Source organism: Rahnella inusitata, assembly GCF_965118895.1.
Lineage (GTDB): Bacteria > Pseudomonadota > Gammaproteobacteria > Enterobacterales > Enterobacteriaceae > Rahnella > Rahnella inusitata_A.
This window is the reverse complement of sequence record NZ_CBCPJJ010000021.1, coordinates 113,239-135,480: the sequence shown is the minus strand read 5'-3', so window position 1 is coordinate 135,480 and position 22,242 is coordinate 113,239. Positions and strand designations below refer to the sequence as shown.

Sequence of the window (22,242 nt, the reverse complement as noted above, 5' to 3'; positions counted from 1 at the left end):
TCCTTTTGAGTCTAACAGAGACTCGCCATAATTTCGCATAGCGTGCGGCGGTGTTAAGACCGAAGTTGCAACAGAATAGCCATCTCTGTGGCATAATGCCGCCGAAGCAATAAAGCACAATCAAACTGACAGGATTACCTCGATAAGAGGAAGCGCCCATGACAAAGAAAATTGACGACTGGCTCGATGACGTTCCCGAGAATAATGAGAACGAAGAAGATGATGAGATCATCTGGGTCAGTAAAAGTGAAATCAAACGTGACGCCGAGGCGCTGAAAGATCTCGGTGCAGAAATGGTGGATCTGGGTAAAAACTCGCTCGATAAACTGCCGCTGGATGAAGATCTGCGCGCGGCCATCGATTTAGCTCAGAAAATCAAAAAAGAAGGCCGTCGCCGCCAGTTACAGCTGATCGGTAAAATGCTGCGTTCGCGCGATGTGGAGCCGATTGAAACCGCGCTCGACAAGCTCAAAAACCGCCACAACCAGCAGGTTTCGCTGTTCCACAAACTGGAAATGCTGCGTGACCGTCTGGTCGAAGAAGGCGATGAAGCAGTGCCAACGGTGCTGGAGCTGTATCCGGAAGCCGACCGCCAGCAGCTGCGCGCATTAATCCGCAACGCGCAGAAAGAGAAAGCGACTAACAAACCGCCGAAATCTTACCGCCAGATTTTCCAGTATCTGCGCGAACTGGCTCAGGCCCAGGAATAAAAAACAAAACCCGCTGAAAGGCGGGTTTTTTGTTTTCAGCCTTTCGCTTTCGCGACAGGTTTCTCCAGCAGGTTCAGACGCAGCTCGCCTTCCAGCTCTTCTTCTGCCTCTTCAAACAGCAAAATCAGTGCGCCGAAACGCCGCTTACGGCTGGCAGTCAGATTGATAAAATCTATCTCCACCGGCAGCGCAATCCCGCCCGTGACTTCATCCCAAAGTGCATCCAGATTCGCGCCAAAGCTGTCAGTCAGTGAAAACTGACGGACAAATTCGGCATAGAATGCCGGTAAATCCGGGATGTGATTAAAATCGAAGCTCACTTTATTCATCGACATTACTCCACCCGAACAAAATTCTGATAATGGTCACGGCTGACGTAAATCAGCCCGTCGCTGGCGAACAACACGCGGTCAGCGCCGCGACGTCCGCAGCGATAGTTGATATCCGCCTCACGCCAGACCCGTTTGTACGCTGTCGGTAAGCGCCCTTCCCGGTTCGAGAAACGGTCGCCGCCAATGGCTTTTCCCGCCAGCACGTCACAGAGGTTACCGGAACGTGCATCCCAGCCCGCTTCACGCGCTTTTTTCTTGGTGATGTAGTTGTCAGGTAACCGGTGATTCTGGCGTAAATAGCTGACTACCGTTTTCTCATCGGTGCCCGATACGATGGTGCCAGAGTTGTATGTCGTTTTCGCGACAACCTGCCCGGCGACGCCGGACAGCCCCAGAATCACGGCGGCGACCACCATCAGCGTGCGCTGCAGCCCGTAAAATACCTTCATTGACGTCCTTTGTGCATAGCCGGAAATGATGTGTTCCTCTTTATTGTTTCCTAAAATCCGCTTTCTGAAAAGGCGACTTATAGATTTCCTAAATGTAACGTTTTCACCTGTAAATACTCTTCCAGTCCCAGCACCGACCCTTCGCGCCCCAGACCGGACTCTTTCACCCCACCAAACGGCGCGGCTTCGTTGGAAATCGCACATTCATTCACGCCGATCATGCCGCTCTCAATTGCATCCGCGACGCGGAAAACGCGTTGCAGGTTCTGGCTGTAGAAATAGGCAGCCAGCCCGAACGGAGTATCATTGGCGCGCTGAATAACTTCCTCTTCCGTTTTGAAACGGAAGCAGGCCGCCAGCGGGCCGAAGGTTTCTTCGTGGGCGACTTTCATATCGTCGGTGGCATCGGCAATCACCGTAGGCTGGAAGAAGTTGCCGCCGAGCTTGTGACGCTCGCCGCCTTCCATCAGTCGTCCGCCTTTCTCCAGCGCGTCTTTGACGTGATCTTCCACTTTCTCCAGCCCTTTGATGTCGATCAGCGGCCCGACAATCACACCGTCGTCCATGCCATTGCCGACTTTCAGCTTGCGCACTTCTTCCACCAGACGGGAAACGAACGCATCGTAAACGCCGTCCTGCACGTAAATGCGGTTGATGCACACGCATACCTGTCCGGTATTACGGAATTTACAGGTGATCGCGCCTTTGACGGCGGCGTCGAGATCGGCATCATCAAATACGATATACGGCGCGTTGCCGCCGAGCTCCATCGACACTTTTTTCATGGTGTCGGCGCTATTACGCACCAGCGTTTTACCGACCTCCGTCGACCCCGTGAAGGAGACTTTACGCACTTTGTCGCTGGCCATAATTGCGTCGCTGATGGCATGTGTATCACCGGCCACGCCGTTGATCACGCCATCCGGCACACCGGCGTCTTTTGCCAGTTGCAACAGCGCGAAGGCCGAAAGCGGCGTGTTATTGGCCGGTTTGATAAGGCCGGTACAGCCCGCAGCCAGCGCCGGGCCGAGTTTGCGGGTCAGCATCGCCAGCGGGAAATTCCACGGGGTGATCGCCGCGACCACACCGACAGGTTCGCGGGTGGCAAAAATGCGGGAACCCGTTTTTGCTGGCGGAATGATTTCGCCGTTCGCTCGCTTAGCTTCTTCGCTGAACCATTGCAGATAGCTGGCGGCGTAATCGACCTCGCCCAGCGCTTCTTTCAGCGGTTTGCCCTGCTCCGCCACCATCAGCTCGCCGAGAAACTGTTTGTTCTCCAGCATCAGCTCATACCAGCGGTGTAAAATTTCAGAACGTGCTTTGGCGGTGGTTTTGCGCCACGCAGGAAAGGCATCGCTGGCCGCTTTAATCGCCGCTTCGGTTTCAGCTTTCCCCGCTTTAGCCACTTTCGCCACCACATCGCCGGTGGCCGGATCCAGCACATCAAACGTGGTTTTGGCTTCATGCCATTTACCGCCGGTGAAATAACCGGTCTTAAATAAAGGATGTGCGGACAGTTTCTTAAGGTGGGCAGACATGTAAATCCTCCTGACGTATACCGTTTAAAGCAATGAATAGAAATAAGTATAGCGGCTCAGGAGGAAGCGTCTCTCAGACAGCACTGAGAGACACAGCTCGCAAAGTGGAATGTCACACGTTCACAACCACAAAGCTGGTGAGTAAACTGAGTTATCACTGGCTTAATGATTAAGGAAAAGGGATGTCGACACGCATAAAAATGAATATCGGCGAGCTGTATACGGACATGGGCGAAGGGCTGCCGGAAGAGCGCCGTGCAGGGAAAGAACGGGTGTACGATTACAACCTGACCCGCCCCTCGGAAGAAGAAAAGCGCCAGCGGATGCTCAAAGACATGATGGGCAGCATCGGCGAAAATGGCTGGATTGAACCGCCACTGCGCGTGGCTTATGGCACACATACCCACATCGGCAAGAACTTCTACGCCAACTTCAATCTCACGCTGGTGGATGACGCCACGGTAACCATCGGCGATAACGTGATGATTGCGCCGAACGTGACCCTCGCCACCGCCGGGCATCCAATCGATCCGGACATCCGCATCACCGGACAACAGTTCTCCCTGCCCATCGTGATTGAAGATAACGTCTGGCTGGGCGCGGGCGTAATAGTGAATCCAGGCGTAACGATTGGCCGTAACAGCGTAATTGGCGCAGGCAGCGTGGTCACAACTTCTATTCCGGAAAATGTCGTCGCGGTGGGCGTACCGTGCCGCGTTATGCGGACCATCGGGCCGGAAGATCGCAAGGCGTTTACGAAGTAAAAGCTAAAGTAAGCGCAAAAGAAAAAGGCCGGTGCTTTGCAGCAACGGCCTTGTATTTTATTCGCTTACACCACAAAGGAATGCTGATAACGATGCAACATGTCGGTCAGGCGGCGCACCGGTTCGGTGACTTTCAGCGGCGCATCGTATTCCACCAGTTTTTCCTGATACTCCCCGAGCTCGCTTAGCAAACGTTGATAATAATACGTTCGCTTTCCTTCGCCCGACGCTGACACTACATGGTCAGCCGTATTGCGGATTTTCTTATGGAATGCCGACAGTTCGTCGTTCACCGGCACTTCCGCCAGCTTCATCCGCTGATGCGCGATAATCAGCATCAGCGCCAGGCGATATTTGCCGATGTCGTTCGGAAACATCACCAGCAACTGATTCAGCTGATGGTATAACGCAGGCAGATGGTTCTCGCGGCGGCGATAGGCTTTGGTGGTCAGCGCGGAAACGGCGCTGCTCATAAAGCGGTTAAGCAGTGTGCGACCGGTTTTCTCGCGCGATTTATCACGCACCACCAGTAATACCGTCATGGCAATTACGGTTCCAATCGCCTGACCCGTGGCGTTATCCAAAAACGAGGTCACGTTAAATTTCATCGGGTTACTCAGAACCAGAATATTGATGGTTCCCGCCAGCAGCCCGAGCATACCGAGGCGACGCTTAGTCACTTCAATACCAATGAAGAAGGTGAAAATCCCCAGTGAAAGACACAGCAGGAACAAACTTTGCTGCGTCGCGGGCATGATCAGCATAAACATCATCGAACCGACAGGGATCGCCAGCAGCATACCGACGATAAAGTCCATCGCCATGCCCTTCGGGTTAGGTGTGCGCATCGCCAGCGAGGTCACAACGGCGATAATCACCACGCAGCCGCTGCCCGACGTCCAGCCGGTCCACAACCACATCAGGCACCCGATGGCGGTCGCAGTAAAGGTGCGCAGGCCGTTAATCAGCGCGTGATGGCGTTCTGCCGAGGCCGGACGCACCACCACTTCGCTGTCCAGCACGCCGCTTTCGATACTGCTGATGCTGCTGTTAGTGTGAACGCCTTTCATCAGCAACAGCGCACGGGTGCCCGCACCGGCCCAGGCGCTGATGGTCATCAGGACGTTATCGCTATGAGAACCGGTAATGACCTGCCGCAACAGCTTTAGCCGGCGATGCACCTCCGCGACGGTTTCCGCCGGTTCATCGAACATCGCTTTCAGTTCGGGAGACAATCTTTCCGGCGAGGTTTGCAAGATCAGATACGTTTCACAGGCCTGCGTAATCATGCTCAGCGAGGTACTGTGCAGCGCTTTCAGACGCCGGTTACAGCGCTGCCAGCGCGATGATTCCATCATCAGACTGCTGCGCATACCGTTCAGCGCCGTGGTGCTTTTCACCAGATTATTCCACGATTTATCAATATCTTCCTTCGACGCGTTATTCACGCAAATTCGCATCAGCGCGAACTGATCGAGCATCAACTGACTGACGGCGCGGTCGATATCTTTTTTGATAGAACGGGGAGAAAACAACAGGTCAGCGACGATTGCACAACAAATCCCGAGGACAATTTCACTGCAACGCTCTACCGCAAACTGCGGCGTTTGCAGCGGCGTGGCGGCGGAAGTGACGACGATAATCAGCGCGGTGTAACCGGCCAGACCGAGCGCATAGGAGTTCTCGACGCGAACCAGCGAAGACCACCAGGTACAGACGCCCGCCCAGATACAGCACAGGAGCAGCATCACCACCGGTGCACGCGCCGTGGCGATCACTATCACCAGCGCGGCCAGACAGCCGATAAAGGTGCCGATAACGCGCAGAAAACCACGGTGACGGATGGCACCGGCAAACGGCTCGCCACCGGCCGCCAGCGCAGGGCCGGAGGTCACGATGGCGGCGGTCATGGCAGACCAGCGCGGGGTTTCGAGTTGCAGATAGAACCCGAGCACCAGCGCGCCGAGGATCGCGAACGTCAGCTTACACGCAAAACGGATGCGAGGGATCAGGACACTATTATTCATTTTCCGGCCTTAGCCAAACTCTCTCAGACGGTGCAACAATCGGCGGAACGGAGAACCGTCATTCTGCTGACGATCGTGACTGCCGGTAATCACGACGGTCGCCGTGGTGCCTGCCGGATACGGATGCTGCTGATCGGCATCATCAAGAACAATTTTGACCGGCACACGCTGCGCCAGACGTACCCATTCGAGGTTGCTGTCGATAGTCGCCAGCCCGTTGGTTGCCGCAGAGGATGAACTGTTGGTCACCGCTGCCGCGACGCTGTCGACCGTGCCGTGCATGATGCGATTACTGCCAAGCGGCGTGATTTCCACGCGGTCGCCTTTGCTCAGACCGGAAAGTTTGGTTTCTTCCAGATAGGCAAGAATATAGAAGGAGTTTTTCTTCACCAGCGCAACGGCGGTCGAACCGCGGTTGATGTAGTTACCCGGATGCACGGTGAGGTTGGTCACCCAGCCATCAGCAGGGGCAACCACCACGGTGCGCTGGAGATCAAGCACCGCCAGATCGCGCGCAGCCTGGGCTTTTGCCAGCTGATGTTGCGCGGTTTGCAGCACGTTGTTCGCCTGGTCGATCTCTTCCTGCGACATTGCCTGCACACCCAGTTTCACACGGCGACCGGCTTCGCGTTTTTTCTCGGCGGCCAGCGCCTGATAGTACGCGACGTCAGCGCTCGCTTCGTCCAGCGCCTGCTGATAACGCGGCTGATCGATTTTGAACAGGATTTGCCCCTTCTTCACCAGCTGGTTATCAATGACCGGCACATCGGTGATAAGACCGGTGACGTCGGGTGCGATGGACACCACGTCAGCGGTAAATTTGGCATCGCGGGTCCACGGTGATTCGGTGTAGAACGCCCAGGCTTTAAAGATTGCGATGACAGCCAGAACGACAAGAATCAGCGTAATTAGATAACGTATTATTTTTATAGAGAAATTTTTCACAACGCCCTCAGACGAACATGCAGGAGATCAGGTAGAAAAGACAGCAGTACAAAGCTGTGTTGAACAACGCCGGGTGCCAGACAAAATCGTAAATTCCCGTAGGCTGCAAAATGCGCCGCAGCAGGAAAAACACCACCAGCGCCAGCAGTATTTCAAAGAACACCGGGGGAAACGACAATCCGAAAATCACCATTACCGGAAGCAAACTCATCAAAAATTCCTTACATTATGACGACGGGCAGTATGACGGCAGAAATGCTGGTTAATCCCGCGCGCACATTATTCATTATTTTAGGCAACAGCTCTCAAACCCGGAGAAATAATTCACGGGAGGCAGAGATGGAAACTGTGGGGTTGCCAGGGAAGTGTGCGAAGGTAAGCAGTCAGGAAAACTCGAACCTGAGGTTTATCGCCCGGAAGGGTATATTAGCCTGCTTATTATCAAGTTATCAACGTTGTGTGATCTAAATCACTTTTAAGCCAGAGTTAACAATGGACCGATTAAAACGCATGTCGATTTTCGCTCAGGTTGTGGAGAGCGGCTCATTTACCGCCGCGGCGCGACGCCTCGACATGAGCGTTTCCGCCATCAGCCAGACGATCTCAAAGCTTGAAAATGACCTACAAATCAAATTATTAAACCGAAGCACCCGCAGTATCGGCCTGACCGAAGCCGGAAAGATTTATTATCAGGGCTGCCGGAAAATGCTCCATGACGTGCGTGAAGTGCATGAGCAATTATACGCCTTTAACAACACACCCACCGGAACGTTACGCATCGGCAGCTCATCAACAATGGCACAAAATGTTCTTGCTGCGATGACCGCCGAAATGCTCAGCGAATACCCCGGCCTGACCGTCAATCTGGTCACCGGCATCCCGGCGCCGGATCTGATCGCCGACGGCTTAGACGTAGTGATCCGCGTCGGTGCCTTGCAGGATTCCAGTCTGTTCTCCACGCGCCTCGGTTCGATGCCGATGGTGGTATGCGCCGCCCGCAGTTATCTGGCGCAGCACGGCACGCCGGAAAAACCGGCGGACATGGTGAATTTCTCATGGCTGGAGTATAGCGTCCGTCCCGATAGTGAATTCGAACTGATCGCCCCCGAAGGTATCACCACCCGTATCAATCCGCAGGGGCGCTTCGTCACCAACGATTCGCAGACGATGATCCGCTGGCTGAAAGCCGGTGTCGGTATTGCCTACGTGCCGCTGATGTGGATTATCGAAGAGATTAACGCCGGAGACGTGGAGATTCTGTTTGGCCGCTATCAGTCGGATCCGCGCCCGGTTTACGCGCTGTACACCGAAAAAGACAAACTTCCGCTGAAAGTGCAGGTCTGCATTAACTATCTGACGGATTACTTCAAACGGGTCGGCAAGGTGTATCAGGGCTACCGGCAGGGGAAAAAGGGGATGCCGTGGGAGTGATGTGTGGAGCACAAACCAAAACCCTAACTGACCTCCCCTTGTGAAAGGGGAGGGATAAAAACAAAGAGATTTGGGATTACGCCGTGCCGCCTACCGTCAGATTATCCAGCTTGAGGGTTGGCTGGCCGACGCCGACCGGCAGGCTCTGGCCTTCTTTACCGCATACGCCGACGCCTTTATCGAGCGCCAGATCGTTCCCGACCATGGAAATCTGCTGCATCGCTTCGATACCGGAACCAATCAGCGTCGCGCCTTTCACCGGTTTGGTGATGCGGCCCTTTTCAATCAGATAGGCTTCGGACGTGGAGAACACGAATTTGCCGGAGGTGATGTCCACCTGACCGCCGCCGAAATTCGGTGCATACAGACCATATTCGACGCTGCTGATGATGTCTTCAGGCGTGGATTTCCCGCCCAGCAGGTAGGTGTTGGTCATGCGCGGCATAGGCAGATGCGCATAAGACTCGCGACGGCCGTTACCGGTCGGCGCAACGCCCATCAGGCGCGCATTCAGTTTGTCCTGCATGTAGCCTTTCAGCACACCGTTTTCGATCAGCACATTGTACTGGCCCGGCACGCCTTCATCATCAATTGCCAGCGAGCCGCGCAGGCCGTGCATCGTGCCGTCATCGACCACGGTACACAGTTCTGATGCCACCAGCTTGCCCATCTGACCACTGAAGACCGACGTGCCGCGGCGGTTGAAATCGCCTTCCAGCCCGTGACCAACTGCTTCATGCAACAAGACTCCCGGCCAGCCCGCACCGAGCACGACGGGCATACCGCCAGCCGGGGCAGCAACCGCCGTCAGGTTCAGCAGCGCCATACGCACGGCGTCGCGTGCGAAGGCTTCGGCGCGCACTTCACCGTTCACCGTTTCGAGGAAGTAATCATACCCGACGCGCGCACCGCCGCCGCTGGAGCCACGCTCACGGCGACCATCCTGCTCAACCAGCACGCTGACGGACAGACGCACCAGCGGACGAATATCCGCCGCCAGCGTGCCGTCAGTCGCCGCAACCAGCACGGTTTCATACACGCCGGTGATGCTGGCGCTGACTTCCTGCACGCGCTTGTCGGCTGCGCGGGCAATTTTATCCACGCGGTGCAGGAGGTCAATTTTCGCTTCGCGCGACAAGCTTTGCAGCGGATCCAACGCAGAGTACATGGATTTGTAGGCCACTTCGCCCAGCGTGTGGGTTTTGCCGTTGCCCTGTTCACGGACAATGCTGCGCGCCGCCGTGGCGCTTTGGTTCAGCGCATTCAGCGTTATCTGATCGGCGTAGGCAAAACCGGTTTTCTCGCCGCTGATGGCGCGCACGCCGACGCCCTGATCGATATTGTAAGACCCATCTTTGATGATGCTGTCTTCGATCACCCAGGCTTCATGGAAGCTGGACTGGAAAAAGAGATCGGCGTAATCGAGGCGACGTTCTGACAACTGGCCCAAAACGGAAAACAGATCCTGATGACTCAGATTATTGGCAGTTAGTAACTGCTCACTGACTAAGGCCAGACTCATAGATGTTCACTCTCTTTTAAACGAAAATCCGGCGCGCTGAGGTTTAGGGATGACCTCAACCCACCGGACAATCCATTGTTACAGGGTTATTAACAGCCTAACACAGCCCGAACGAGGTTGCCTGCCGCCATCCTTATGGCATTACTGCGCGGCGGCCTTCGGTGCGGTGACAGGTTTACGCAGAATTTCATTAATGTGCGGCTCCGCGATGGTGCCGGTTATCTGATAGCGGATCAGCGAAATTTTATTCCACAGCGGGGCGAGCACTTTACTGGCGGCAAACACCGCCACGCCGACCACCGGGTTTATCACAAAGGCGGTTGCCACGCCGACGGTAGCGGAAATTTCCGGTGCGATCACGGCCTGGAGATCCAGTTGCTGATTCACAAAATTCACTTTGCCGGTGATGGCGATATCCGCCGCCAGCCCGTCGACCAGTAGATCGTCGGTGTGCAGCGTGCCATCTTTAATCCATGCGGTCGATTTGATGGAATCGAAATAGAAGCCCTCTCCGAAGGTGTCGCTGAAATCAAGGCGCAGCTTACGCAGCAATGCGTCGAAGCTCACCAGACGCAATAACTGACCGGCGCGGCCGCCGCCGACGTCGGCGATTTCACCTTTACCCAGCTCGTTTTTCAGCGTGCCGTTGAGGGTGCTGACGTCCGGTTTCCACGGCACGGATTTCCAATGCAGGTCGAAGTTGATGTCAAATGGCGCGCCTTTCAGCGGTGTGGTGACGCCAAAGAAAGACATCGCCTGATCGATATTTTTGCCTTTCAGCTTGCCTTTCAGGCCGGTATTTTCGCCCTGCGCATTCTGTTTCCAGTCACCCTGCACGTCCAGGCGCGCCACGCCGGTGTCGATCAGGCCGTTACGTAGCATCAGCTGATCGCCCTGCGGTGTCACATCGGCATTCACCTTGCGGAAGTTCTGACCGAGGAACCAGCAGGCTTCGCAGCGCAACTGCACCGCAGGCCAGTTCGCAAAGGAGACTTTGTCACTGCTCGTTGAGTTCGTCGCCGCTTTACCGCTGCCAGCGACATCGGCCACCGTCCACTGCGGATTGAAATACAAATAGTGCAGATTCGCCAGCCACGGACTGCTGTCGTTCATGTTCAGCGTGCCGTCAATCTCTTTGCCTTTCGCCTTGATCTCCATGCCCTGACGCCCCTGCGTGGAGCTTATCGTCAGGTCATTCCACACCTGCCCGCCAAGCGTCAGTGCCGGTGTCGTCAGGATGATTTGATGCGGGAAGCTGAATCCGGCCATTTTGCCGTTGCCGCTTTTACCGTTACTGCTGCTTTGCGCGGCTTTATCCGGCGACAGTAAACCGAGCCAGCTTTCACCATCGAGCGGCGGCAGGTTCAGCGTCAGGCTGCTGTCGGCGGGTAACGGCGGCGTTTTCTTGGTATTAGCCTGCCAGGAAGCACGATCCAGTTTCAGCTGTTTACCGAGCAGCCAGCGGCTGTTGAAATGGTCTTTGCCCGCCAGCACGCCTTCGAGATTGAAACTGTGTAAATCGCCTTTCACCTTCACCAGCAATGGCATGGAATTTCCGGCCTTTTTGCTCAGCGGATCAGGTAAGTGACTGCTCACATCTTTCAGATCGGCGTTCACATCCACGGTGTAGTTTGGTGTGCCTTTGTGCGGCAGGGAGATATTGACGTCACCTTTCCACGGCGTTCCGCCAGAAATTTTGCTCGCCGCTGCGGCAGGCAGACCCGGCAATTTCGACAGTTGCCAGTTGGCGTTCAGACCGACCTGAATTTTGAAGTCATCGGCCAGTTCCTGCGTACTGAACATTACGTTGATGGGCTGTCCGAACCAGGTGCCGGTTAACTGATTGCTTTGCAGGTTGCCGTTGTCATAGCTGAACTGACCGCTGAGATGGCTGATGGTGCTTTCCAGCGGTTTGATCAGCAGGTTATTGTCTTTAAGCGTCACGCCACCGGTCGCGCGAACTTCCTCGCCGTCCAGTGGAATATCAAGATGTAAGCGGCCATTCACTTCGCCGCTGATTTGCAGTTCCTGCAATGCGCCGCCCAGCGTATCGTGCAGCGGTGTATTCATGAAGTAATCGCCAATATCTTTGCCTGAACCGCGCAGATCAGCATCGACGAATAGCTTTTCTTTCAGATAGTCAGGAATATTGGCGACGACATTATTGCCGTCAACGTTGCCCAGTTTGGTGTGCGCAGCCTTCATGAACAGGCCGTCGTTGAGGAAATCGAGATCGATATCCAGATCGGTCAGCGCTGGCCATTTCGGCTGGAATTCGAATGTGGAATGACGCAGCGGCACCCAGACCTGGAACTGCCCTTCGTTCTTTTTGAACGGGAAGTGATGCGGATTGCCGTTGAAGGTCAGCGTAGCGTTATCCACCTGACCGCCCTTAATGGCGCCAGTCAGATAATCCACCAGATGTTTACCCATCAGATGTTCAGGGAAGTAACGCCACGCCTGCCCGGCGTCGTAAAGACGGATACCTGCCAGAATATTCAGCCACGGCTCGCCTTTTGCTGGCTGGGCGTAGTGGAAATCGCCCTTCGCCCACAGCGCATCGGCTTTGACGTCAACGTCTTTACCGGAAAACGTCCACCCATCCTGATCGTTCGTCCAGTTGAACGACCCGGTTGCCGCACTCACATCCAGCGGCGCGCGGAACATCTCCCCGTAAGGCAGCAGGCTGTCTTGCAGTTTGACATCCAGCTGACCGCTGGCCACGCTGCCTTTCAGGCTGCCGTTGAAATGATTAATGCCCGGCAGTAATTCCCAGCGCTGCCAGCTGACGTCGTGCCAGTCGGCGATAAAACGGGTGTGTTCGGGTTGTTTAAGCGGAATGTCGAGCGCGAGGCGATCGATACTGCCTGCCGGTTTCAGATCCTGCCAGCGTTCTAACAGCGCTGGCGTAAGAAAAGAAATGGTCGGGATGACCGGCCCGAGACGTTCAAGTTGCAGATGGGTGCCGCGAATGCGCAGTTCTTCACCCTGCGACGGGCCAAGAAATTCGTTGTTTTCCGGCAGGTATAGCGCCTCCAGTGTACCTTTCGGCCAGGCGACCCCGTCAGTTTTTATGTTCAGCTGTTGCGTACCGAGCTGCCAGCCATTGCCCTGACGGTTTCCATGCAGCGTCAGGTTATCGACGTCCAGACGGTGTAGATCATCACCGGTTTTCCAGGTCGCAGAACCGGACTTCAGCAGCGCGTCACCGGCGTAGACATCGCCGTTGCGTACGGTCAGCCACGCCGCCAGACTGAAATTAGCCGTCTCGAGACCGGTGTTGTTGCGCAGCCAACGGCTAAACCACGGCTTCATGTCGATATCATCGGCCTGGAGGTAAATCTTGCCGTTGTTAAGCAGTCCGTTGGAATCATTAAGATCCATACGCACCTGCACCACACCATGCTGGCCGTTGAAACTCGACAGACTTAGTTGCCCCTCGGCACGGTGGCGGTTGTGGGTGTTCAGCCACGTCAGCTGCGGGATATCGAATTCGGCGCGCGGGCCGGACGGCGTCAGGAAGGAAATACGACTGTTGCGCAGGTCGAAGTGGTCCACCTGCCGGAGGAAAATATCGCTGATGCGGTTGGGCTTAAGACCGTTGCCCTGGTTGTCTCCCCCCAGCGTACTGTTGAGATCCAACTGCATATTGTAGAAAGTGAGATCGCGGAACTGCCACCGCAGATGCAGCATCGATTGCCAGACGTCCAGCGCCATCGTGATACGCTGAACCTTAAGGTTGGCATCCGGCAACGTAACCTGCAGGCCACGAACTTCCATGATCGGGCCAAAGGTTTTCCAGCTGGCACTGATCTGTGACAGTTCGATCGGCACGCCGGTGACGGATTCGACTTTTTCGACCAGCTGATTCTGGAAACGGCTCAACTGAGGCAACGCCAGGCGTAAGCCACTGATCACCAAAGCCACTATCACAACAAGGGTTGCGCTGGTGGTTAATAAGATACCGGGCAGTCGCCTCAAACTTCTCTCCTTGTTTCCCATTCCATACCGGTCTTCACCCGTACAGACGGCAATGGAAACCTGTTACTTCCTGATGCCTCTGACACATTGCCTTCAGATCACATCATCACGACGTCAAACTGCTCCTGACTGTAGAGCGGCTCCACTTGCACTTTGACCTGTTTGCCGACGAAAATTTCGACTTCAGCCAGTGCATGGGATTCTTCGCCCTTCAGCGCTTCGCCCACGGCAGCAGAGGCGTAAACCAGGAAACGGTCGGAATCATACGCATGATGCACGCGCACGATTTCACGCAAAATTTCGTAGCATACCGTTTCGACGGTTTTCACCGTGCCGCGCGCATGACAGGTAGGGCAATCGCTGCACAATACATGTTCGACGCTCTCACGGGTGCGTTTGCGGGTCATTTCAACCAGACCGAGCGCAGAGAAACCGTGGATGCCCGTTTTTACGCGGTCTTTCGACAACGCCTGCTCAAGGCTGTGCAATACGCGACGGCGGTGATCTTCATTCGACATATCAATAAAGTCGATGATGATGATGCCGCCGAGATTACGTAACCGCAGCTGGCGGGCGATAGCCTGCGTCGCTTCGGTGTTAGTGTTGAAAATGGTGTCTTCCAGATTGCGATGGCCGACGAACGCACCGGTATTAATGTCCACGGTGGTCATGGCTTCGGTCTGATCGATGATCAGATAGCCGCCGGATTTGAGCTCAACCTTGCGTTCGAGCGCGCGCTGGATTTCATTTTCCACATCGAACAAATCGAAAATAGGCTGCTTGCCGCTGTAATGCTCCAGTTTACTGGTCATTTCCGGCATGTATTCGCTGGTAAATTCCACCAGCAATTCATAGGTCAGACGGGAATCAACGCGAATACGATCCAGCGCTTCACCAGCAAAATCACGCAGCACGCGGTGGGCCAGCGCCAGCTCGCCGTACAATTTGTACTTGGTTTTGTTGCGACGTTTGCGCTCCATCACCTTGGTCCACAGGCGCTTCAGGTAAGCGGCATCCTGCTTAAGTTCTTCTTCGCCCACGCCTTCGGCGGCGGTACGAATAATGTAGCCACCGTGCTCGTCACAATATTCAGAGACGATACGTTTCAGACGATCGCGCTCAGCTTCGCTTTCAATTCGCTGCGATACGCCCACGTGCGACGCACCCGGCATAAACACCAGATAACGTGAAGGCAGGGTGATGTCCGTAGTCAGACGCGCGCCTTTGGTACCGAGCGGGTCTTTCACCACCTGCACCATCAGATCCTGGCCCTGATGCACCAGCTCTGCGATGTCGCGCACGTGGAAGTTTTTCTGCTCATCACGGGCGACACATTCGGTGTGAGGCATGATGTCAGACGCGTGTAAAAACGCGGCTTTCTCAAGTCCGATATCAACAAAAGCGGCCTGCATTCCAGGCAATACGCGGCTGATACGTCCTTTATAAATGTTGCCGGCAATCCCACGCTTGGTTTCGCGCTCAATATGGATTTCCTGCAGAATGCCACCGTCAATGTAGGCCACGCGGGTTTCAGACGGGGTGACATTGACCAGTAATTCAGCTGTCATGTTTACTCCTAAGCTCGCGTAAGGCAGCAAATTCATTGAGCAACTCCTGAGTCTCCACCAGCGGGAGTCCCACGACTGCATAGTAACTGCCGCGAATTTCTCGGACGAAACAACCGCCCTTTCCCTGAATACCGTAAGCGCCCGCTTTATCCATGGGCTCACCGCTCAGAATATAGTGTGCAATGTCATCGGCGGATAGCGAGCGAAAGGTGACATCGGTCACAACCAGCGCACTGAGGCAATCACGCCTGTCAGCGAAGGCAACTGCAGTCATCACCTGATGCTGCCTGCCGGACAATGCATTAAGCATAACAGCGGCTTGCGATTCATCACGCGGCTTTTCCAACACTTTACCGTCGAGGACCACAATAGTGTCCGCGCCCAGCACAGGCAGATCTTCCATCGCGACCGCAACGCCGGCCCGCGCTTTATCTTTCGCCAGACGCAATACGTATGCATCCGGTGCCTCATCCTGCTGGCGTTCTTCCGCCACGTCGGTGATCAGACGCTCAAAAGGCAGATCCAGTAAGGCCAGCAATTCACGGCGGCGTGGCGATCCGGAAGCGAGATAAAGTTCGGTCATAACATCCTCATTGAACAGCAAACTGACGGCGGATTTTACGCATCAGCAAGAACAGCCACGGCCACAGAATGCCGTCAACCACGCTGCTCCAGAAAACTTCAGGGCGAAACGACACGTTCACCACCATGAACTGGCCCCAGAACACCATCACATCTACCGCCAGCGACAGCACCACGACAATAAGCGCCTGCTGCCAGAGTGCCAGATTGCGGAATAACTGGAATTTGAACGCCACCAGATAAGCGGTGATGGCAAACGCCAGCGCACGAATACCCAGCGTTGAACCGAGGATCAAATCCATGATGAAACCGACGATAAAACCGGTACCGACGTTGACGCGGTGCGGTAATGCCATCACCCAGTAAATCAGGATCAGCAACAACCAGGAGGGCCGGAACATGTAGATCTGTTCAGGCCACGGCATGACCTGTAACAACATGGCTATGATAAAGGATAGCCAAATAATCCAGCGTCCGTGGCTCCGGTAGCTGTTCATCGCGTCGCCCTCGGGGTCACGGATGTGCTAACCGGTGCCGTCACGGTGCCGGTGGCCGGTGCCGGAAGCGGTGCCGGAGGCCCCATATCACCTGGCGGCGGCAATACCTGAGGCATCATTTGCATCAGACGTTCATTGGCCACACGATGGACTTCGTCAGGCGGCAACGGATGATCACCGTTACGATCCGAACCCCATAACAGCAGCAGATAACGCAGACGTTGCAGACCGGCCGTTGGACGCGCCTGAATCACCGTATAAGCGCGCTGGTTGTCGACTTTGACAGAAGACACCACGCCCACCGGATAACCTTCAGGGAAACGGCCACCGAGACCCGACGTGACAAGTACGTCGCCGACGCGAATATCGGTATTGCTTGGCAGATGTTCGAGTTGCAGATCGTCCGCACAGCCGCTGCCGGCGGCGATCACGCGGATATCGTTGCGCAGCACCTGAATCGGCAGTGCATGGGACGCATCGCAAATCAGCAGCACCCGGCTGGTGAGCGCACCGACGGCAACGATCTGACCGACAACGCCCTTATCGCTGATTACCGGCTGGCCGACGTAAACGCCGCTATTGCTGCCTTTATCGATGACAACCTGATCACTGTACGGATCGTCGCTGGTAGACAGAACCTGAGCCACCATTTTGTGCTCGTCCTGACGCAACGGCGAGCCCAGCAGCTCACGCAAACGGGCGTTCTCTTGTTTATATTGACCAAGCAGCATCAGGTCGCTGTTTTTCAGCAATAATTCCTGGCGCAAAGCACGGTTTTCCAGCTCGAGCTGGCCGCGTGTCGCGAACGTCGAGGAAACCTGATCTAAGAATTCACGTGGGGCGTTTGACAGAAAATAGAAGGGACTGACGGCAGTATCCATATAGGTGCGGATTTTAACAAACGTACCTATTTTACTGTCGGCAACAATCAGGACAATGGCCGTAAGAATAGCCAAAAAAAGTCGCAGTTGCAGGGAAGGTCCCCTGCTAAAAATTGGCTTCATAAAATATGCGAGTTCCTCGGCAACAGAAGGTTTCAGTCAGATGAAGTCAATGCTTCCCCTGACAGAAAAGGTGGCAATCTCATGGGATAGCCGAAAACACTGCCTAAACATTCTCAGTTTAGACAGTGTTTGCGCGGATCCACATTGAACACTGCACACTTCGCGTTGCAGGTTTTACCTGACGGACAACCACCTTCCCGGGCAGACTATTTTTTGAGAGGAATAAAGGAAGAAAACCATTATTCCGCCATCAATCAAATCGTCGCTGAGATTACTCTTCGCTGAATAAGTCGCCGCCGTGCATGTCGATCATTTCTAATGCTTTACCGCCGCCGCGAGCAACGCAAGTCAACGGATCTTCTGCGACAACCACCGGAATACCGGTTTCTTCCATCAGCAGACGATCAAGGTTACGCAGTAACGCGCCACCACCGGTCAGCACCATGCCACGCTCGGAAATGTCAGACGCCAGTTCTGGCGGACATTGTTCCAGTGCAACCATCACTGCGCTGACGATACCGGTCAGCGGCTCTTGCAGCGCTTCCAGGATTTCGTTGGAGTTCAGCGTGAAACCACGCGGAACCCCTTCAGCCAGGTTACGGCCGCGCACTTCAATTTCGTGCACTTCATCGCCCGGATACGCCGAACCGATGCTGTGTTTAATACGTTCTGCCGTGGCTTCACCAATCAGGGAGCCGTAGTTACGACGCACGTAGTTAATGATAGCTTCATCGAAGCGGTCACCACCGATACGCACAGAAGACGAATACACGACGCCGTTCAGGGAAATCACAGCCACTTCAGTCGTACCGCCGCCGATATCCACCACCATAGAACCGGTGGCTTCTGAGACTGGCAGACCTGCACCGATCGCCGCAGCCATCGGTTCTTCAATCAGGAACACTTCACGCGCACCAGCACCTTGTGCGGATTCACGGATAGCACGGCGTTCAACTTGCGTTGCGCCGACCGGCACACAAACCAGCACGCGCGGACTTGGGCGCATGAAGCTGTTGCTGTGAACTTGCTTAATGAAGTGTTGCAGCATTTTCTCAGTCACGAAGAAGTCAGCGATAACGCCGTCTTTCATTGGACGAATAGCTGCGATATTGCCGGGAGTACGACCCAGCATCTGTTTTGCGTCGTGACCAACAGCAGCAACGCTTTTAGGTGAACCAGCACGATCCTGACGAATTGCCACAACTGATGGCTCATTCAGCACGATGCCTTGTCCTTTTACATAGATGAGGGTATTGGCGGTACCCAGGTCGATGGACAAGTCGTTGGAAAACATGCCACGAAATTTCTTAAACATAACGAAAGGATAATCCTGCTAGCTGGGGGCGGAAAATAAAATCCGCCTACTTTACCAACCACGCGAAGCAGCGACAAGGCGCAAAAACGTCCTGCTTACGTGAAAATTGTCCGCGATGTCGCCATTCACTGGAGGTGACTTTTGAGGCTGATGGCACTGCGATAAAATTCTGTATCGCAGGCTCGATTTACCTCGGGCAGGCCCCCAGGTGAAGTAGCAACACCGCACATAAATTCTTACACTTTCACCAGGAATCTCCGTCAACCCGCGGCCAGATGATAAGCACCGGATGCCAGGCAAGGGAGTCGGTCGAAAGCTGGGTCATTCTACGTTAAATAATCGGTTTACGGTCACTTAAACATCGTTGTTGTGTGAATATTTTTTACCAACAGGTTCAACCTGCTCCGGTCCGGCAAAAAAATCACCCTGGCCGCCGTGGATCCCCTTATCGAGCAGGATCGACCACTCCTCTTTTGTTCGCACGCCGGAGGCAAAGACCAGAGCCTGTGTCCCTTCACATGCACTCAGCAGGCTTTGTACAAACAGCTGATTTTCAATTCTTTTATCTATATCCCGCACCAGACCCGGATGAAGTTTGACCCTTTCCACCGGGAAAGTTTTCAGATAAGAGGTACTGACCACCGTCAGACCGGCCTGTGAAACGGCCAGCCGACAGCCTAAACCTTGCAATAAACGAATCGCCGGACGCAGGCGGTCGGTATGTTGACAGAGATCTGCCTCAGCAAGTTCAATCAAAATCCGATTTCGTTGTTTTTTCTCACACTGGAGCAAGGTATCGCGCAGCCAGCGAACAAAAGAGCGTTGCAATAATGAATCAACCGTCAGGTGAAATGCCAACGTTTCGTCAGGCCAGCGGTTAAGTAACGGAATAATCTGACTTATCATGATGCGGTCGTAGCTTTGTGACAGGCCGAACTGCACCACCAATGGTATGAACTCCGCCGCCAGCAATTCGTGCTCGCCGTCAAAGACCCGGCGCTGTAATTCGCGGTGATCGAGTTTGCCGTTTCGGGAGAATGCCGGTTTCTGATATAACCGCGGCCCGCCGCGCGCCAGCGTATTTTCCAGCAGGGTTCGCCAGCGCACGCTGCCGCGCCCTTTTTCAGGCACATTATTGTCGAAGATAAACCAGCTGTTGCTGCCCTGGAACGCCGCGTGACGCGTCGCCTGCTGCACCATATCCATTACCTGATCCGGCGTCTGGCCAAAACGATAGGCGCTGATGCCGATGTACATCAGGGCATCACGATCGATAAGCGACGATGTCGGTAACACACCGAGCGCATTTACCAGCTGTGCTGCCATCACTTCAGCTTCTTTGAGCGTCCGGTGCGGCAGGAGAACGGCAAAATCACTGTGGAAATAACGTGCCAGTAAGGCATCAACGTGGCGCATCACAAAGGTCGAGAGCAGATTGACCATTGCGGAACGCAATTCTTCCACCATCGCCTGCCCGTGGGTTTCGCGCATCAGATCAAAATCAGGCAGGCGCAGCAGCATGATCACGCCGTGTGTGCCCTCTTCTTCCAGCTGTGTCGCCAGCTGATTATCAAAGAACAACCGGTTGCTGAGGCCGGTCTGCGAATCCTGCTGGGCATAGGCGCGAATCAGGGTATCGACGCGGCTGCGCTGCTCGCGGGCTTCATTCAGATCGGTCAGTAACAGATCGATGGCACTGCTGGCGGAATGTGGCCATTCGCCCAGATTACCGGTCAGCCCTTCGCGCTCACCGCGTAAAATTCGTACCGCGCGATCTTCCAGTTTCTCAACGCCATTAGTTTCCTGTCGCAGCCAGCGGAAACTGAGTAACAACATGCCGAGCATAATCAGGATGGCCACGCTGATGGTGAGCGTAGAGCGCATGGAGCGGATGTAACTGCTGACGGGGTCGATATAAGAGACGTGCAGCGTCATATCAGGGTGCTGCATGAGCGGGTAAACGGCGGTGTTGTATTCGGGCATCGCGCTGTCCCACGAGCGGTGTAAATCCGGGCGTTCGTGGTATTCGTAGACGGTGGAGTTGTTGAGTTTTACTTCAATGTCCGTGACGTCCAGCATGCGCATCGCCTGCGGCAACCAGCGCTGAGCCTGTTCGGGGGATTGTGACAACAGTGCCTGATCGTAAGTCGTCGTCAGCGCCTGAAGATGTTGCTCGGTGCTTTGCTTGTTCAGATAGATAAAGCTAAAGGTCACGCCCAGCAACATCAACAACATTGCCAGCGCAACTAACATCGAAATCAGTGCTGAGAGTCGGGTAGTAAATCGCATCCCTGTGCCTTACTCGCTACGGTGAAGTGAAAACAGGCCCGTTCTGTACGCCTGCCATAAAAACGCGGCTATATTACCTCAGTATTAAGAACAGGATTTGATGTACATTCATAGCATAGCAACTGAAAAAGCCATTAATTCAGAATTCTTATACTTCTGATCACTTTTTTGAAATTCGTTTTTACTTTCCATACCTCGCAAAAGCCTGAGTTTCACGCCATGCTGTCTGAATAATCATAAAAATTATGAATGCGATTGATGTCGTAAACCGGAGACTGCCATGTATAAGCCCCGCAAACTCACCGAGGCGGATGTCACGCCTGAAAGCATTTTCTACGATCGCCGCAAAGTTTTGCAGGCGCTGGGGATTAGCGCTGCGGCACTGGCACTTCCGCAGACTGCCCAGGCGGATATCCTCTCCTGGTTTAAAGGGCACGACCGCCCGCCCGCACCTTCCGGTAAACCGCTGGACTTCAGTAAACCTGCTGCTTATCAGAATGACCTGCCGCTGACGCCGGAAGATAAAGTCACCGGTTACAATAATTTCTATGAATTTGGTCTGGACAAGGCCGATCCGGCCGCCAACGCAGGGCAACTGGTCACATCGCCGTGGAAAATCACCCTTGATGGCGAAGTCGGTAAACCGATGACGCTGGATATGGATGACATCATGAAGCGCTTCCCGCTCGAGCAGCGCATCTACCGTATGCGCTGCGTAGAGGCATGGTCGATGGTGGTGCCCTGGGTCGGTTTCCAGCTGAGTAATATTCTCAAACTCGCCGAACCTACCAGCAATGCGCGCTATGTATCCTTCACCACGCTGTATGACCCGGAGCACATGCCCGGCCAGAAAGACCGGTTTATTGGCGGCGGGCTGGATTATCCGTACGTGGAAGGATTGCGTATAGATGAAGCGATGAATCCGCTGGCGATGCTGACCGTCGGCGTTTACGGCAAAGCGTTACCGCCGCAAAACGGTGCACCTATCCGCCTGACGGTGCCGTGGAAATATGGCTTTAAAGGCATCAAATCTATCGTGAACATCAAGTTCACCAAAAATGAACAGCCAACGACGTGGAACCAGATCGCCACCAACGAATACGGCTTTTATGCCAACGTGAACCCGCATGTGGATCATCCGCGCTGGTCGCAGGCAACAGAACGCTTTATCGGCGCCGGCGGATTACTTGATGTGAAGCGCCAGCCGACGCTACTGTTCAACGGTTATGCCGAACAGGTGGCATCGATGTATCACGGCATGGATCTTCGTAAGTTCTATTAAGGAAAG

18 protein-coding genes are annotated in these 22,242 nt (G+C 54.6%); 4 read left to right on the top strand and 14 right to left on the bottom strand.

Features of this window, described 5'->3' with window-relative positions:
- The first annotated feature begins 158 nt into the window (after positions 1-158).
- Complete coding sequence (yjgA, locus tag ACMHLI_RS17445; protein ID WP_112168373.1) at positions 159-710, top strand: ribosome biogenesis factor YjgA; 552 nt, start codon at positions 159-161, stop codon at positions 708-710.
- 35 nt (positions 711-745) lie between these two features.
- On the opposite strand, the gene ACMHLI_RS17440 is transcribed toward yjgA, so the two are convergent.
- From ACMHLI_RS17440 to ACMHLI_RS17430, 3 genes are all read right to left on the bottom strand, one after another.
- Complete coding sequence (locus tag ACMHLI_RS17440; RefSeq protein ID WP_413530636.1) at positions 746-1,039, bottom strand: barstar family protein; 294 nt, start codon at positions 1,037-1,039, stop codon at positions 746-748.
- A 5-nt stretch (positions 1,040-1,044) separates the two neighbouring features.
- Positions 1,045-1,491 carry a ribonuclease domain-containing protein gene (locus ACMHLI_RS17435; RefSeq protein ID WP_413530548.1) on the bottom strand — a complete coding sequence of 149 codons (447 nt, stop codon included), beginning with the start codon at positions 1,489-1,491 and terminating at the stop codon, positions 1,045-1,047.
- Positions 1,492-1,568: 77 nt separating this feature from the next.
- Positions 1,569-3,029 carry an NAD-dependent succinate-semialdehyde dehydrogenase gene (locus tag ACMHLI_RS17430; RefSeq protein ID WP_413530547.1) on the bottom strand — a complete coding sequence of 487 codons (1,461 nt, stop codon included), beginning with the start codon at positions 3,027-3,029 and terminating at the stop codon, positions 1,569-1,571.
- Between the two features lie 182 nt (positions 3,030-3,211).
- On the opposite strand from ACMHLI_RS17430, the gene ACMHLI_RS17425 reads away from it, so the two are divergent.
- Positions 3,212-3,793 carry a maltose acetyltransferase domain-containing protein gene (locus tag ACMHLI_RS17425; protein ID WP_413530546.1) on the top strand — a complete coding sequence of 194 codons (582 nt, stop codon included), beginning with the start codon at positions 3,212-3,214 and terminating at the stop codon, positions 3,791-3,793.
- 65 nt (positions 3,794-3,858) lie between these two features.
- On the opposite strand, the gene aaeB is transcribed toward ACMHLI_RS17425, so the two are convergent.
- Genes aaeB through aaeX form a run of 3 tightly spaced genes read right to left on the bottom strand, consistent with a single transcriptional unit; the run spans position 3,859 to position 6,976 of the window.
- The gene (gene aaeB / locus ACMHLI_RS17420) at positions 3,859-5,820 is read right to left on the bottom strand and encodes a p-hydroxybenzoic acid efflux pump subunit AaeB (protein ID WP_413530545.1); all 1,962 of its coding nucleotides are present in this window, start codon (positions 5,818-5,820) and stop codon (positions 3,859-3,861) included.
- Between the two features lie 9 nt (positions 5,821-5,829).
- Positions 5,830-6,765: a p-hydroxybenzoic acid efflux pump subunit AaeA gene (gene aaeA / locus ACMHLI_RS17415; RefSeq protein ID WP_413530544.1), complete on the bottom strand. Its 936-nt coding sequence runs from the start codon at positions 6,763-6,765 to the stop codon at positions 5,830-5,832.
- A gap of 7 nt (positions 6,766-6,772) precedes the next feature.
- Positions 6,773-6,976, bottom strand: coding sequence for a p-hydroxybenzoic acid efflux pump operon protein AaeX (aaeX, locus tag ACMHLI_RS17410; protein WP_013577283.1), 204 nt, complete (start codon positions 6,974-6,976; stop codon positions 6,773-6,775).
- Positions 6,977-7,257: 281 nt separating this feature from the next.
- On the opposite strand from aaeX, the gene aaeR reads away from it, so the two are divergent.
- A complete protein-coding gene (aaeR, locus tag ACMHLI_RS17405) occupies positions 7,258-8,196 on the top strand; it encodes an HTH-type transcriptional activator AaeR (RefSeq protein WP_413530543.1) in 939 nt (312 codons plus the stop codon).
- A gap of 76 nt (positions 8,197-8,272) precedes the next feature.
- Here aaeR and tldD read toward each other — a convergent pair whose 3' ends face one another.
- From tldD to csrD, 8 genes are all read right to left on the bottom strand, one after another.
- Positions 8,273-9,718 (bottom strand): metalloprotease TldD, encoded by a 1,446-nt coding sequence (tldD, locus tag ACMHLI_RS17400; protein ID WP_413530542.1) that lies wholly within the window; start codon positions 9,716-9,718, stop codon positions 8,273-8,275.
- Between the two features lie 141 nt (positions 9,719-9,859).
- On the bottom strand, positions 9,860-13,699 hold the full coding sequence (gene yhdP / locus ACMHLI_RS17395; RefSeq protein ID WP_413530541.1) for an AsmA2 domain-containing protein YhdP: 3,840 nt from the start codon (positions 13,697-13,699) through the stop codon (positions 9,860-9,862).
- 98 nt (positions 13,700-13,797) lie between these two features.
- A complete protein-coding gene (gene rng, locus ACMHLI_RS17390; protein WP_413530540.1) occupies positions 13,798-15,267 on the bottom strand; it encodes a ribonuclease G in 1,470 nt (489 codons plus the stop codon).
- Complete coding sequence (locus ACMHLI_RS17385) at positions 15,257-15,850, bottom strand: Maf family protein (protein ID WP_413530539.1); 594 nt, start codon at positions 15,848-15,850, stop codon at positions 15,257-15,259. Before ACMHLI_RS17385 ends, rng begins: the two co-directional genes overlap by 11 nt.
- Before the next feature lie 7 nt (positions 15,851-15,857).
- Entirely contained in the window at positions 15,858-16,346 is a 489-nt protein-coding gene (gene mreD, locus ACMHLI_RS17380) for a rod shape-determining protein MreD (protein WP_413530538.1), read from the bottom strand.
- Positions 16,343-17,350: a rod shape-determining protein MreC gene (gene mreC / locus ACMHLI_RS17375; protein ID WP_112168386.1), complete on the bottom strand. Its 1,008-nt coding sequence runs from the start codon at positions 17,348-17,350 to the stop codon at positions 16,343-16,345. The genes mreD and mreC overlap by 4 nt, the downstream gene beginning before the upstream one ends.
- Positions 17,351-17,621: 271 nt before the next feature.
- Positions 17,622-18,665: a rod shape-determining protein MreB gene (gene mreB, locus ACMHLI_RS17370; RefSeq protein ID WP_013577291.1), complete on the bottom strand. Its 1,044-nt coding sequence runs from the start codon at positions 18,663-18,665 to the stop codon at positions 17,622-17,624.
- Between the two features lie 354 nt (positions 18,666-19,019).
- Positions 19,020-20,954, bottom strand: coding sequence for an RNase E specificity factor CsrD (gene csrD, locus ACMHLI_RS17365; protein ID WP_413530537.1), 1,935 nt, complete (start codon positions 20,952-20,954; stop codon positions 19,020-19,022).
- 280 nt (positions 20,955-21,234) lie between these two features.
- Here csrD and msrP point away from each other — a divergent pair, with 280 nt between their 5' ends.
- Entirely contained in the window at positions 21,235-22,236 is a 1,002-nt protein-coding gene (gene msrP, locus ACMHLI_RS17360) for a protein-methionine-sulfoxide reductase catalytic subunit MsrP (RefSeq protein WP_413530536.1), read from the top strand.
- Positions 22,237-22,242 lie beyond the last annotated feature (6 nt).